The 13,028-nt window shown below is 44.3% G+C and carries 13 protein-coding genes; 12 read left to right on the top strand and 1 reads right to left on the bottom strand.

Translation table 11 applies throughout. From position 1 onward, the window contains the following. Positions 1-365: 365 nt before the first annotated feature. The 6 genes from acnA to E2L07_RS02570 all read left to right on the top strand — a co-directional run bounded on the left by acnA (position 366) and on the right by E2L07_RS02570 (position 5,178). Positions 366-3,089 carry an aconitate hydratase AcnA gene (gene acnA, locus E2L07_RS02590; RefSeq protein ID WP_134228773.1) on the top strand — a complete coding sequence of 908 codons (2,724 nt, stop codon included), beginning with the start codon at positions 366-368 and terminating at the stop codon, positions 3,087-3,089. A 185-nt stretch (positions 3,090-3,274) separates the two neighbouring features. Then, positions 3,275-3,424 (top strand): hypothetical protein, encoded by a 150-nt coding sequence (locus E2L07_RS20720; protein WP_166740008.1) that lies wholly within the window; start codon positions 3,275-3,277, stop codon positions 3,422-3,424. 8 nt (positions 3,425-3,432) lie between these two features. Then, positions 3,433-4,131, top strand: coding sequence for a DUF421 domain-containing protein (locus E2L07_RS02585; RefSeq protein WP_134228772.1), 699 nt, complete (start codon positions 3,433-3,435; stop codon positions 4,129-4,131). 75 nt (positions 4,132-4,206) lie between these two features. Next, on the top strand, positions 4,207-4,344 hold the full coding sequence (locus E2L07_RS02580) for an FbpB family small basic protein (RefSeq protein ID WP_010898452.1): 138 nt from the start codon (positions 4,207-4,209) through the stop codon (positions 4,342-4,344). 46 nt (positions 4,345-4,390) lie between these two features. Next, complete coding sequence (locus E2L07_RS02575; protein ID WP_010898451.1) at positions 4,391-4,531, top strand: acid-soluble spore protein N; 141 nt, start codon at positions 4,391-4,393, stop codon at positions 4,529-4,531. A gap of 152 nt (positions 4,532-4,683) precedes the next feature. Then, complete coding sequence (locus E2L07_RS02570) at positions 4,684-5,178, top strand: VanZ family protein (protein ID WP_050768979.1); 495 nt, start codon at positions 4,684-4,686, stop codon at positions 5,176-5,178. 61 nt (positions 5,179-5,239) lie between these two features. Here the strand turns inward: E2L07_RS02570 and E2L07_RS02565 are convergent, their stop codons facing one another. Further along, entirely contained in the window at positions 5,240-5,878 is a 639-nt protein-coding gene (locus E2L07_RS02565; RefSeq protein WP_134228777.1) for a TVP38/TMEM64 family protein, read from the bottom strand. Positions 5,879-5,985: 107 nt separating this feature from the next. Here E2L07_RS02565 and E2L07_RS02560 point away from each other — a divergent pair, with 107 nt between their 5' ends. The 6 genes from E2L07_RS02560 (at position 5,986) to tlp (ending at position 12,751) form a co-directional block, all read left to right on the top strand. Next, entirely contained in the window at positions 5,986-7,266 is a 1,281-nt protein-coding gene (locus E2L07_RS02560; protein WP_134228771.1) for a glycoside hydrolase family 18 protein, read from the top strand. Between the two features lie 93 nt (positions 7,267-7,359). Beyond that, a complete protein-coding gene (locus tag E2L07_RS02555; RefSeq protein WP_134228770.1) occupies positions 7,360-7,929 on the top strand; it encodes a copper resistance CopC family protein in 570 nt (189 codons plus the stop codon). A 1-nt stretch (position 7,930) separates the two neighbouring features. Continuing rightward, the gene (locus E2L07_RS02550; protein ID WP_134228769.1) at positions 7,931-9,538 is read left to right on the top strand and encodes a copper resistance D family protein; all 1,608 of its coding nucleotides are present in this window, start codon (positions 7,931-7,933) and stop codon (positions 9,536-9,538) included. A gap of 171 nt (positions 9,539-9,709) precedes the next feature. Further along, positions 9,710-12,037, top strand: a complete 2,328-nt coding sequence (locus E2L07_RS02545) for an AAA family ATPase (protein ID WP_134228768.1) — start codon at positions 9,710-9,712, stop codon at positions 12,035-12,037. Beyond that, entirely contained in the window at positions 12,034-12,465 is a 432-nt protein-coding gene (locus E2L07_RS02540) for an acyl-CoA thioesterase (protein ID WP_134228767.1), read from the top strand. Before E2L07_RS02545 ends, E2L07_RS02540 begins: the two co-directional genes overlap by 4 nt. A 55-nt stretch (positions 12,466-12,520) precedes the next feature. Beyond that, the gene (tlp, locus tag E2L07_RS02535) at positions 12,521-12,751 is read left to right on the top strand and encodes a small acid-soluble spore protein Tlp (RefSeq protein WP_010898443.1); all 231 of its coding nucleotides are present in this window, start codon (positions 12,521-12,523) and stop codon (positions 12,749-12,751) included. The last annotated feature ends 277 nt before the right edge of the window (positions 12,752-13,028 follow it).

The raw sequence follows: 13,028 nt of genomic DNA, 5'->3' as shown, positions 1-13,028 counted from the left end.
CGCCCTTGATTGACCTCTGAATAAACCATTGGTGTGTTTGTCAAGAGCGATAGCGTGGCATTTCCACCTAATAAATGGTAGGTAGTATGAACCGTGCTAGTTTTTCATAGAACTTTTGACACTACCAGATAGTGTGAACCATTTGCTCAATTTTACGTACTTTGTCCGCTGTTTTTAATTTATCGTGAAAAAATTTTGAAAATCCATTTATTCTTGAAGGAAGTTTTGCTATTCTTAAGAAGGAAAAAGGTCGCAAAGGGTTAAAAGCGCTTTCTTTTTTGCGTCAGCATCCAATTTTCCATGAGTCGTATTTTAGACAATTTTGACAGCTTACGGTATGATAGTGTTTGGAGGAGGGACTGCATATGACAAAGACAAACGATGTGTTTAATGCCAAATCTACATTCGATGTAGACGGAAAAACGTACCACTACTATTCCTTGGAAGCCTTAGAGAAGGCGGGAGAAGGTAACGTTTCCAAGTTACCGTATTCCATCAAGGTTCTTCTTGAATCCGTCTTGCGCCAATATGACGGCTATGTGATTAAGGAAGAACATGTGAAAAACCTTGCAAAGTGGGGTACTGATCAATTAAAGGATATCGATGTACCGTTTAAACCTTCACGTGTCATTTTGCAAGACTTTACAGGTGTTCCGGCTGTTGTTGACCTAGCGTCACTTCGTAAAGCGATGGCTGACATGGGAGGTTCCGCAGATCAGATCAATCCTGAGATTCCAGTTGATCTCGTCATTGACCACTCTGTACAAGTGGACAAGTTCGGAACGAACGATTCCCTTGAGTTCAACATGAACCTGGAATTTCAACGAAATGAAGAGCGTTACAAGTTTTTAAATTGGGCGAAGAAAGCATTTAACAATTATCGTGCTGTACCACCGGCAACCGGAATTGTTCACCAAGTAAACCTTGAGTATATTGCAAACGTTGTCCATGCGAACGAGCAGGATGGGGAAACAGTTGCGTTCCCTGATACTCTTGTAGGTACTGATTCTCATACAACGATGATTAACGGTCTCGGGGTTCTCGGCTGGGGTGTTGGCGGAATTGAAGCTGAGGCAGGAATGCTTGGACAACCGTCCTACTTCCCAGTTCCAGAAGTAATTGGCGTCAAATTCACAGGAACTTTACCGAGTGGAACGACAGCAACAGATGTTGCCTTAAAAGTTACACAAGTGCTTCGCGAGAAAAAAGTAGTTGGAAAATTTGTGGAATATTTCGGTCCAGGCCTTGCCGAAATGCCGTTAGCAGACCGCGCGACAATTTCGAACATGGCACCAGAATACGGAGCAACATGCGGATTCTTCCCAGTTGATGATGAAGCGTTAGATTACATGCGTCTCACCGGTCGTTCTGAAGAGCAAATCAAGCTTGTAGAAGCTTATTGCAAAGCTAATGGCCTCTTTTATGTGCCTGGTGAAACACAAGACCCAACGTACACGGACGTTGTTGAAATCGACCTTTCAAAAATCGAGGCAAACCTTTCCGGTCCAAAACGTCCGCAAGACCTTATTCCTCTTTCAAAAATGCAAGAGGAGTTCCACCGTGCGGTTGTGGCACCACAAGGAACACAAGGCCTCGGGTTAACAGAAGATGAATTTAATAAAGAAGTGAAAGTCTCGTTTAAAGACGGTCGTGAAACAACCATGCGCACAGGTTCGATTGCGATTGCGGCGATTACAAGCTGTACGAACACGTCAAACCCATACGTGCTAATCGGAGCAGGGCTTGTCGCAAAGAAAGCGGTTGAGCTTGGTCTAGACGTGCCTGAATATGTTAAAACGTCGCTTGCTCCTGGTTCAAAGGTCGTAACAGGATATCTTCGTGATTCTGGTTTACTTCCATACCTTGAGCAAATTGGCTTTAACATCGTTGGTTATGGCTGTACGACATGTATCGGAAACTCCGGTCCTCTCGAGGATGAAATTGAAGAGGCGGTTGCCGCTAACGATTTAACCGTGACATCTGTTCTCTCAGGTAACCGTAACTTTGAAGGTCGGATCCATCCGCTCGTCAAAGCGAACTATTTAGCATCACCGCCGCTTGTTGTTGCCTATGCTCTTGCAGGTACGGTTGACATTGATTTATTAAACGATCCAATTGGAAAAGACAAAAATGGCAACGATGTTTTCTTTAACGACATTTTCCCGTCCGCTGACGAAATTAAGAAAGTCGTTGAAGAAACAGTTACACCTGAATTGTTCCGTAGAGAGTACGAAAATGTCTTTACGAGCAATGAACGTTGGAATGAAATCGAAACAACGGATGAACCGCTTTATAAGTGGGATGATGATTCAACATATATCCAAAACCCACCGTTCTTTGAAGATCTTTCACCAGATCCAGAAGAAATTAAACCACTTTCTGGTTTGCGTGTCATCGGTAAATTTGGAGATACAGTGACGACTGACCATATCTCTCCAGCAGGAGCGATTGGTAAAAATACGCCAGCAGGTCAGTACTTAATTTCAAAAGGGGTAGAACCAAAAGACTTCAACTCCTACGGATCTCGTCGTGGTAACCATGAAGTCATGATGCGCGGAACGTTTGCAAACATTCGGATTCGCAACCAAATTGCCCCAGGAACTGAAGGTGGTTACACGACTTACTGGCCAACGGGAGAAGTCACAAGCATTTATGATGCTGCGATGCGTTATAAAGAGGAAGGTACAGGCCTTGCCATTCTTGCAGGGAAAGATTATGGTATGGGTTCCTCTCGTGACTGGGCAGCGAAAGGTACGAACCTTCTCGGCATTAAAACGGTTATTGCTGAAAGCTACGAGCGTATTCACCGTAGCAACCTCGTCCTTATGGGTGTTCTTCCGCTTCAATTTAAGGAAGGCGACAATGCTGAATCTCTTGGCTTAACAGGAAAAGAAACATTTGAAGTCCACATTACAAACGATGTGAAGCCGCGTGAAACGGTAAAGGTTGTAGCAACGGACGAAGCGGGCAACAAAACAGAATTTGATGTTCTCGTACGCTTTGACAGTGAAGTGGAAATAGACTACTACCGTCATGGTGGAATCTTACAAATGGTTCTTCGTAACAAATTTACCCAAATCAAAAAGTAATGGTGATTTTAGCTCAGCTCTTTTCTATAGAGGGCTGAGCTTTTTATATTCAATTGACACATTCTTTATTAACTTCGATAAAGAAAGAGCGATAAGCTAAGTTTATTTTGATAATTTCACGTACCATATTATAAAAACAAACGAAATGTTACACAATAACGGGAGAGAAAAAGGAGTGAAGCCCCATGAATCAACCAACTAATAAAAAAGTAAAAAATCAAGAGCAAGGCAAAGAGAAAAAGTCGCGTCCTATCCCCACATATGCCGAGATGGAGGTAGGGAAAATGGGGATGAAAAACAAAGCGGACGAAGCCGCATTTTTTGCAAAGGAGTAAATAACAGTATGTTTGACTTTTGGCAAGGGACAGAAACCTTACCGTTGTATGGGTTTATTATTCGTGCGCTTATTGTCTACTTGTATATTTTATTAATCGTAAAGGTTCTTGGACAGCGCTCTATGAGCTCAATCGATGCACTTGATTTTATTTTTGCCGTCGTCATTGGGGATGTTTTAGGTGAACCTCTTGTTGATGGAGAGTTACCAATGGCAGGACCGGTGGTTGCTGCGGCTATTATCTCAGGATTGCATTTAATGCTTTCGATAATCGCTTTAAGAACTCCACGATTTCGACGAATTATTGAAGATGAGCCGATTATTATCATGCGTCATGGACAGGTTTTGAAGGAACAACTTCGTAAGGCGAAAATAACCGTCGACGAACTTCTAATGGGTCTTCGTCAAGCAGGAGCGGCTGACTTGAATGAAGTGGATTATGCGATTCTCGAAATGAATGGAGCGATTAGCGTCATTAAAAAATCTCAATATGACGCGTTAACACCAAATGATATGGGACAGCACCCTGAGGATAAAGGATATCAGAGTGTGTTAATTGAAGATGGGCGGATCGTCCATGCAAATGTAAAGAAAGTTGGTAATCTCAATTGGTTGAGAGAAAAATTAGCTGAACATGGGGTGACTCAGCAGGATGTCTTCTTAATGACGATTGATGAGACACAATCCATTTATTTGAGCAAAAAATAAGTCTATAGCACGTGCAAAAATGTATACTTTTCCACCTCATTTGCCATACTGTTTAAAAATGAAAGAGGTGGAAACATGAGAAAAATCAGAAAATTGTCATTTCAAGAGTTAGTTTCAGAAAACAGAGATCAGCTTTTAAATGATAAAGAGGCGATGGAGAAAATCGAGGAGCGATGGGAGCAACGACATATAAGTAAAAAATTGCACGGATAGAAGAAAGACCTCCTTCAAAATCTAAAGAACAAAAGGAGGTGCTCATATGGCGAAGATGAAACATGGTTCTGCCCAGTTTCGCCCAGATCACTTAGGAACCCAGCCGAGAAAGTCAGATGCCAATAAAGGGAAAAAGATGAACACAAAAGGGAATGAGAACCCCCAATACATCCCTCCGAAAGGTTGAAATACAGCCTTGACCGCAAAAAGCGATCAAGGCTGCTATTTTTTGTAGGGGAATTGTTTGTTCCTGTCGGTTATTTACTATAAAAAAAGCTTGTTTTCCATACAAAAACACGAAATAATAGGGACAGTCCTCTTAAATTCAAGGGAGTGTAGATGGTGACGAACAGAAAGAACAAACAGAGATGGGCCATCCTTTTCTTGCTATATTTAATCGTTGTCTTATATATAACGTTATTTGCATGGAACTATGGAGCTTCCCTTGGACCAGAAGGGCCTGGAGGGCGAAATTACAACTTAGTGCCGTTGCGGAGCATTTATCGCATTTCTGTGTTCAGTCCAGATATATGGGATCCGATTCGTATTTTGCTCGGAAATGTGTTGTTGTTTATCCCGTTTGGGTTTTTATTACCGATGGCAGTAAAAAAAATCCACAAGCTGAAAACAATTGTAGGGCTTGGTTGTTTATTTAGCCTATTCATTGAAACGAACCAATTTTTGTTCACGTATCGAGTGGCGAACGTGGATGATGTCATCTTGAATACGGTTGGAGCTTGGATTGGTGCTGTTCTGTATATTGTCTTTGCTTTTTTTGCTACGCGAATTCACTATATTGCTCCTAGTGACAACAAACGGAAACATTATATATGACAGAGCTCCCAATAGCCGGATAGGCACGGGAGCTTTTTAACTATATATTAGAGACAAACGGTCAAATATTTGCTTGTTTTTGCAGAGCCACTCGTTGCCACGCTCGATATCCTATCCAGACGATAAGGAGAAAACTACTGTAGAAGAGGGCAATCCAAAGGAGCTGGGATGGGTTTGTCACAATCGAGTTCCCTACAACAGCAAACAAGATCATCGATGGCACTTTCCCAAGAGAAGAAGCGATGCTGTAGTTTATAAACGAAACGCGGCTTAGCGCGGAATAAATGTTAACAATGATTGAAGGAATGATGGGGATTAAGCGTGTAATAAATATGGCCATAAAGGCATTTTTTTCAAACATGGCGGTTACTTTTGTTACTAGGTCCGAGCGTCGGATCAGCGAAAGCCCCCAATCTTGATAGCCATACCGAACAAACATGAACATAATGATCGATGCGAGCGAGGAACCGATCCATGTGACCGCGCTTCCAAGGAACGGGCCGTAGGCTGCTCCAAGAACACCGCCAATGATTGGGTATGGAATGATCGGGAAAAGAGCAAGTAACGTGGCAATGATCACGGTCAAGAAGATGAAACGAGCACCACCTTGTTGAATCCATTCGAGCAACCATTCTCCATAAAGGTAAATGAGTGCTGCTATGACCCCGTAGCTTATAAGAATGAATAGTTTTTTTACCATTTCTTTTACACCTACTTCATTGTTCATGAACAGCTCCATTGTCGCATAAATTGTGGGATGTAGGGAACGATTCACGGTTTTGTCACATTTCTAAAAGGGGGGACCGTATGCAAATTCACGTGGTGCAAGAAAATGAGAGTGTATTTTCGATCGCGAATCTGTACGGTGTTAACGCGAATGAGTTGATCATGGCCAATGAAATCCCGAACCCTGACACGCTCGTTCCAGGTCAAACAATGGTCATTCCGATTGTCGGACGCTATTACTTTGTACAGCCGGGCGACAGCTTGTATTCGATCGCTAGACGGTTTAATACAACGGTAGAGCAAATTGCGCAAATCAATCAGCTAAATGTTAACGAACCGCTCCAGCCAGGCTTACGTTTGTATTTGCCACCACAGCCGAGAACGGAAATCGAAGTCAATGGCTATATTGAACCGAGGCCTCCTCTAGAAACGGAACCTCGAGTCATTTCACGAATAGGTCCATGGCTCACATATGTTTCCGTCTTTAGCTATCAAGTGACAAGGGAAGGAGAATTGATACCGGTTCCAGATGAGCCGTCCCTTGAAGCAAGTGCACTTTTTGCCATTGCTCCTGTTCTGGTCATAACCAATATCGAAGGTGATAACTTTAATCCAGAACTCGGGGAAGCTATTTTGCAAAGTGAGGCGTTGCAAGATAAAGTGCTAACTGAAGCGATCTCCGTCATGGAAGAAAAAGGGTATCGGAGCCTAAATATCGATTTTGAGCACTTACGACCAGAAGATCGTGAGCCTTATAATGCTTTTTTGCGAAAAGCAGCAGACCGGCTTAGAGCCACAGGTTATACGTTATCGACAGCACTTGCGCCAAAAGTGGGTCCAGAACAAGTTGGGGCGTGGTATGAAGCCCATGACTACCCTGCTCACGGAGAAATTGTCGACTTCACAGTGCTCATGACATATGAATGGGGATGGAGTGGCGGACCGCCCATGGCTGTTGCTCCGCTCGACCAAGTGCGGCGTGTTGTTGAATATGCAGTATCAGTGATGCCTGCAAATAAAGTGATGATGGGCATCCCGCTCTACGGCTATGACTGGACTTTGCCGTATGAGCCAGGAGGCGACTTTGCCCGAGCGATTAGTCCGCAAGAAGCGCTTCTAATTGCCGCTCGGTACGGGGCAACGATTCAATATGACGAAACGGCCCAATCTCCTTTTTTTACGTATCGGGACGTGGAAGGACGAGATCACGAAGTTTGGTTTGAGGATGCACGGAGTATCGAAGCAAAATTTCAACTTGTTAAAGAGCTTGGCCTTCGCGGGGTGAGCTATTGGGTGTTACGCATTGAATTTCCGCAAAACTGGTTGCTGATCCAAGAGCATTTCAACGTACGGAAAATATGAATGTTTAGGCAAAGTCACTTGCCTTTTCTTTCTCCTAAAGATTTGGTAAGCTATGAAAAGCATATGGAATCATTCGTATTTTAGGAGGAAGACATGAGATTACGTACGTTAAGTATGATGCTTGTTTTATGGTTAATAATCCCAACTTCAACCGTTTACGGTCACTCATATGTTTCATCGTCCGAGCCAGAGGACGGAGAAACGGTGACAGACTTAGTTGACAACATCCATCTCTATTTTGATGGTGGGATTGAATCACCAAGTTCAGCTCAAGTCTTTGATCAGGACGGGCATGAACATGAAGTGGCTTCGATTGATCTAGGGGATCAAGAAATGGTGATCGTCATGGAAACCCCGCTAGAGGCGGGTGTTTATACAGTGGAATGGACGGTTCTTGGCTCGGATACTCACGTAACAGAAGGGAGCTTTTCTTTTACTGTGGAAGCTGTCAGTGAGGCGACTGAGCCGGTAGAGGAAGCAACAGAAGGTGAAGGCGATAATGAGCCAGAGCAAAGCGAAGAACCAGTAAATGAAGAGACTAGTCCTGAAGATGAGCGTCCATTAGCGGAAGGCAACCATGTTCGCTTCATTTTGCCTTTCGTTGGGACTGTTTTGCTAATAGCTATTGCCATCGTTATCAAGCAATTACGGAGAAGAAAGTAACATGCTTAGTGGTATGAGCGGTGGGATGTTATTTATCGTATTCGCATGGCTGATAGGTCATGCGGTCCTTAGGATCGTTCCGACTGCTTACAAACCTGTGCTGATGGTTCGTTCAAGAGGAATCGCTCTAGCGCTAAGTGCGATCCCTCTTCTCCTTGCTTATCAACTTTATGAAGTGGTAAGAGTTGTTCAATCACAATTTTCCCTTAGCTTTCAAGAAGCAGCCAGCACGGTTATCATTCAGCATCCAGTTGGCCAGAGCTGGTTCCTTGTTTTTACGGTTACTGTTTTCCTAGGTGTCCTGCTCTTGTTTCCAGAGAAGCGAGTCACCGCTATTCTCTTTTTTGTCGGTGTATTGTTACTGATTGTCTCCGTTAGCTGGGTTAGTCACGGCACGGCACTCTTAGGGTGGCAAGGTTTTGTTTTAAATACGAGCCACTTGCTTGCTAGTGCCGTTTGGATCGGAACGTTATTAATGGTCGGTTGGGGGGCTCGGCCTTTAACCGATGGTTTAAAATTTCATCGCTGGTTTTCACTCATGGTTGTATGTGCAGTTGCGGTCCTTAGTGTGTCGGGGCTCTTGTTGATGAACGATATTGTTCCTGAGTACGTCCCGTCTTGGGCGTTAACTTACGGTCAATTTTTGCTCATGAAACATCTGTTGTTTCTCCCATTGCTTTTGTTTGGCTTGCGCCACCTTCTTTGGTTGAGAGCGGAAAAGCCTCTTTCTGTTGTGCAACGTTCCATTCGGATTGAATCTGTCGTTGGATGTGTTGTTTTCTTTTTGTCTGCTTTCATGACAAGACAAACACCTCCCCATGAAGTGGCTGAAACAATGCAAGTGGAACCGCCAGCATGGTCATTTTTGCTCTTTCATCCAGAAGGCCTGTCTGTGTTTCAGCAGTTGACTCTAAGCCTTACAGGTTGGGGCATTGCCTGTTTGGTTCTCGCAATGATCGGGCTTACCGCTAGCGTGTTGTCGTTGCGCCATAAGTCCCTTTTCGTCTTCACGACGAGTAGCCTTACGGCGTCGCTCTTTTTATATGTTGGGCTCATGCTGAGCGTGACGCCCGTCAGTATTCTCGTGGATGAAACAAGATATCCAACGGTGGAAGCGGCCATTCAAGCAACGTACGAAGATAAGACGAGTATCGACATAGTATTAGAGGATGAGACCGAAGAGACGACGACCGTTATTTACACGGTCAATGCCCATGATTTTGTCATTGAGAAATTAGGTATTGATTCGGAAACAGGTGATTTTTATCGCTTGCCAGCAGCCATGCTGACTGTGGGCGGGACGTCTGTGTATGACGAACCAATGAAAATCCGCACCTTCCAAGTGACGGATGGTCAATGGAAGGAGACGGGTAGCAACTACACATATGTGACATTCGGAATGATTCAGGAACCAAAGGAAACGGTCCGCCTACAATTACACTATGAGGATGGTTCCTACGTAACAGAATTGACGAATGGTGTGTTCTACCATGTCTATCAGTCTGATGTTGGAATGAGTCAGCCAGTGATCGATTTGCTTGCCGAGGATGGAACGAAGGTTGATCAATTCTTGCCAGCAGGTGTTGAACAAGGGGTTTATTGCCATTAAGAAAGGTGTAAGAAGGTAGGCTCATTATGTATGGGCTTGCCTTTTTCATTTCACTATAACGGTAAAAATTGCTACACTTATACTATATGTCGGTGAGAGAGCAGGACAAGCTGCACGATCACAAATGAAAAGAGATAATGGTTGCTGGTGGAAGTAGAAAGGAACAGAGCGATGCGTCAAAACGAACGAACAATCGAACAATTTGAAGCCGAGTTGCAAGCGTTTTTGAATGGAACGAAAGCATTTTCTGAAGCGAGGGGCTTGCAATGGCTTTCGTGGTTAGAAGAAAATGAGCAGTACACAAAGGGAAAAGCCGATTTATTGGCTTTAATCGCAGGTGCACGTTTGCAGCGTAAAGGAGAAGCGGATAAGCGAACGAAGCAGTGGCTAGATGAAGGGCTTAACCTAGAACCTGAGAACCCGCGATTGTTGACATTGGAACTTCAGCAAGTGATTGAGGCGATAAGAGACCTTCCTCTACCCGCCACGTTCCCGACGATTCGTGAGACGGACCACGGGACGGTTAAAAAGAAAACAGCGCTCCGTTATTTTGAGTTGGCGGAGCAATTTTTTGAGCATGAGTCTTCTTACCGAAAGGCTCTAGATCAAGGCCAACAAGGGGCAGAGGCTACCGGGGATGAACATAAGAAACAGGCGTTTGTGCAATTAAACAAGCTCTTTACCTCACTTCGGGAACCCCTCCTGTTTATTGTGAAGGCTACAGAAGAGTATGCTCATTCAGTAAGCGGGGTGTATTATTCGAAAAGTCAGTTTCAGCAGATCCGCCAAGCTGTTGAGGAAATTGAAGCCCTTCATCGCGAATGGACACAGGTAATCGCCCAAATGGAAGAGGAAGCACAACACCCTTCTTCTCCACTAGATGAACTGGAAAAGATGGTCGGTTTAGAAGATGTGAAGCGCAGGGTTCACCATCATTATCAATTTTTAAAATATCAAGCGGAACGGAAAAAAGCAGGCTATCAATTTCTCGATGAGATGAGCCTGCATATGATCTTAACGGGAAATCCAGGGACTGGGAAAACGCGGCTTGCGCGATTATTTGCCCAACTCTATTATGAGCTCGGCTTGCTGGAGCGCAATGAAGTGTTAGAAGTAGATCGCTCCCAGCTTGTAGGCGGGTTTGTCGGTCAATCGGAAGAAAACACGAAGGCGCTCATTGAAAAAGCGGCAGGCGGTGTTCTTTTTATCGATGAAGCTTACAGTTTGAAGCGTGAAGGGGCTTCTGGTAATGATTACGGACAAGCGGTGATTGACACGCTTGTAGCTGCGATGACGAGCGGGAAGTATGCAGGGACATTCGCGCTCATTTTAGCTGGCTATCCTGTAGAAATGGAGCAATTTCTCCGTTCCAACCCTGGCCTACGCAGCCGTTTCCCTGAGCAAAACCAAATTCATCTCTCCGATTACTCGATCGACGAGCTTCTACTGATTGGGGAGCAAGTGGCTCTTGATAATGATTTTACGTTGACTGACGGTGCTCGCCTAGCGTTTAAGCAACGGATTGAAGAGGCGCAAGTCGACGAATCATTTGGAAATGGTCGAACGGTAAAAAATATTGTAATGAACGCGATTTTTCAAAAAGGAGCCAAGGTTCAGCTAGATCAAGCCCATGTGGAGGATTTCGCTCTGCTAACTAGAGAGGACTTTTTGCAGGAAGATGACGAGCAGAAAGAAGAGGGAGCCATCGATCGTCTTGAGCAACTGATCGGCTTGGCTGACGTCAAGCGTGAACTGAAACAGTTGACTTCGTTTGCTAAGGTCCAGCAAATGAGGAGAGACAAAGGAATGACGACGATCCCTATTCAGCTTCACTCGATTTTTTCAGGCAATCCTGGAACAGGGAAAACGACGGTGGCTAAGCTGTTTGCCGAGGCATTACAGGAGATTGGGTTATTGAAGCGGGGCCATGTTTCCATCGTTAGCCGAAGTGACCTTGTTGCAGGCTTTGTCGGACAGACAGCGCTAAAAACGAAGGAGCGGATTCGTGATGCCCTCGGAGGTGTTTTGTTTATTGATGAAGCGTACAGCCTGTTTAAAGGAGGACAAGACTTCGGAAAAGAAGCAGTGGACACCCTTGTGGATGAAATGACAAAGCATGGGGAAAACCTCGTCGTTATTATGGCTGGCTATCCAAAGGAAATGGAGGAGCTACTTACGGCTAACCCAGGGCTAAAAAGTCGGTTCAAAAAGGTGTTCACGTTTGCTGACTATACGAAAGCAGAGCTTCAAGCGATGATTGACTATCACAGCGAACAGTATGGCTATCATCTGGATGAAGAAGCAAGACGCCAAGTTGGACAACTTCTTCCTGAATCAGGCCATCCAAGCAACGGCCGATTCGCTGTCGACCTGTTAGAGCGGGCGATCCAACGGCAAGCGATACGAATCACAGAAATAGAAGAAGACATTAGCGAAGAACAGTTAATGACATTAACGGGAAGGGATTTTATAGAAGAGAAGGGAGGCGACATCAGATGAAAAGGCCGTTTGTAACAAAAACAGCCATTGACGTACGATACGCGGAAACAGACCAAATGGGTGTTGTACATCATTCAAATTATTTCATCTGGTTTGAATTAGGGCGTGGTGAACTCATTAAAGAAATGGGGTTTCATTATGCGGATATGGAAAAGGACGGGGTATTATCACCAATTGCCGATATTCATGCTTCTTATAAGCGTCCCGTCCACTACGGAGAAACGGTGACGATCCATACGTGGGTGGAGCACTATGATGGTTTGCGGGTGGTATATGGCTATGAGGTGGTCAATGAAGAAGGTGTGACATGTGTAACAGGCTCAAGTACGCATGTCTGTGTGAAGAAAGATACGTTCCGACCTATTGCCATTCGTAAACACTTTCCCGCGTGGCATGAAGCGTATTTGCGAATCACAGCTAGCGAATAAAACAAAAACAGCGATGCAATACTAGGGTTAATGGCAAATGATTGGAGGATGATCCATGGCAAACCCTGATAATCGTAACAACAATGTTGAGCGGCTAAAACAAATGGTTCGCAATACGAAGGCGAAGATGGAAGCAGCAAACGAAGCGCTCGCCCATGAAGAGATGAACGCTGAAGAGCGCCAGCGGACAGAAGAAAAAAACAACCGACGTAAGCAAAGCTTAGACGCTTTTGAATCAGAAATTTTAGATGAGCAAAGTGCGCGAATCAATGACGATGAAGTCTAAAACAAAGAAATCGCATCGACAAAAAGGTGCGGTTTTTTTGTTTATCAAATGGTTTGCAGACAGGCCAAGTGTTTCGAATAGAACGGCAAGACGTGCTATCATAAATAGAGTCTCGGAATAAATAACAATTTTCCGGGTGAAATGAACCAAAATTACTGGAAATTGGATTGGAATGGCCTGCACACTCATTATTTTCATTGTATTTTCAAAAATGTGCATGACAAAGAAACCTATTGCCATTATTTTTTTAAAAATTGACTAGGCGGCTTTAGGAAAG

Source organism: Halalkalibacterium halodurans (genome assembly GCF_004376175.1).
GTDB lineage: Bacteria > Bacillota > Bacilli > Bacillales > Bacillaceae_D > Halalkalibacterium > Halalkalibacterium halodurans.
The sequence above is the reverse complement of the archived record's forward strand: the minus strand, read 5'-3'. Positions and strand labels throughout refer to the sequence as shown.

Coding starts and splice junctions, on each gene's coding strand:
- E2L07_RS02560 (WP_134228771.1), top strand. CDS start 5,986: ATGCAAATTCACGTGGTGCAAGAAAATGAGAGTGTATTTTCGATCGCG.
- E2L07_RS02575 (WP_010898451.1), top strand. CDS start 4,391: ATGGCGAAGATGAAACATGGTTCTGCCCAGTTTCGCCCAGATCACTTA.
- tlp (WP_010898443.1), top strand. CDS start 12,521: ATGGCAAACCCTGATAATCGTAACAACAATGTTGAGCGGCTAAAACAA.
- E2L07_RS02585 (WP_134228772.1), top strand. CDS start 3,433: ATGTTTGACTTTTGGCAAGGGACAGAAACCTTACCGTTGTATGGGTTT.
- E2L07_RS02550 (WP_134228769.1), top strand. CDS start 7,931: ATGCTTAGTGGTATGAGCGGTGGGATGTTATTTATCGTATTCGCATGG.
- E2L07_RS02555 (WP_134228770.1), top strand. CDS start 7,360: ATGAGATTACGTACGTTAAGTATGATGCTTGTTTTATGGTTAATAATC.
- E2L07_RS02565 (WP_134228777.1), bottom strand. CDS start 5,878: ATGGTAAAAAAACTATTCATTCTTATAAGCTACGGGGTCATAGCAGCA.
- acnA (WP_134228773.1), top strand. CDS start 366: ATGACAAAGACAAACGATGTGTTTAATGCCAAATCTACATTCGATGTA.
- E2L07_RS02580 (WP_010898452.1), top strand. CDS start 4,207: ATGAGAAAAATCAGAAAATTGTCATTTCAAGAGTTAGTTTCAGAAAAC.
- E2L07_RS02545 (WP_134228768.1), top strand. CDS start 9,710: ATGCGTCAAAACGAACGAACAATCGAACAATTTGAAGCCGAGTTGCAA.
- E2L07_RS20720 (WP_166740008.1), top strand. CDS start 3,275: ATGAATCAACCAACTAATAAAAAAGTAAAAAATCAAGAGCAAGGCAAA.
- E2L07_RS02570 (WP_050768979.1), top strand. CDS start 4,684: ATGGTGACGAACAGAAAGAACAAACAGAGATGGGCCATCCTTTTCTTG.
- E2L07_RS02540 (WP_134228767.1), top strand. CDS start 12,034: ATGAAAAGGCCGTTTGTAACAAAAACAGCCATTGACGTACGATACGCG.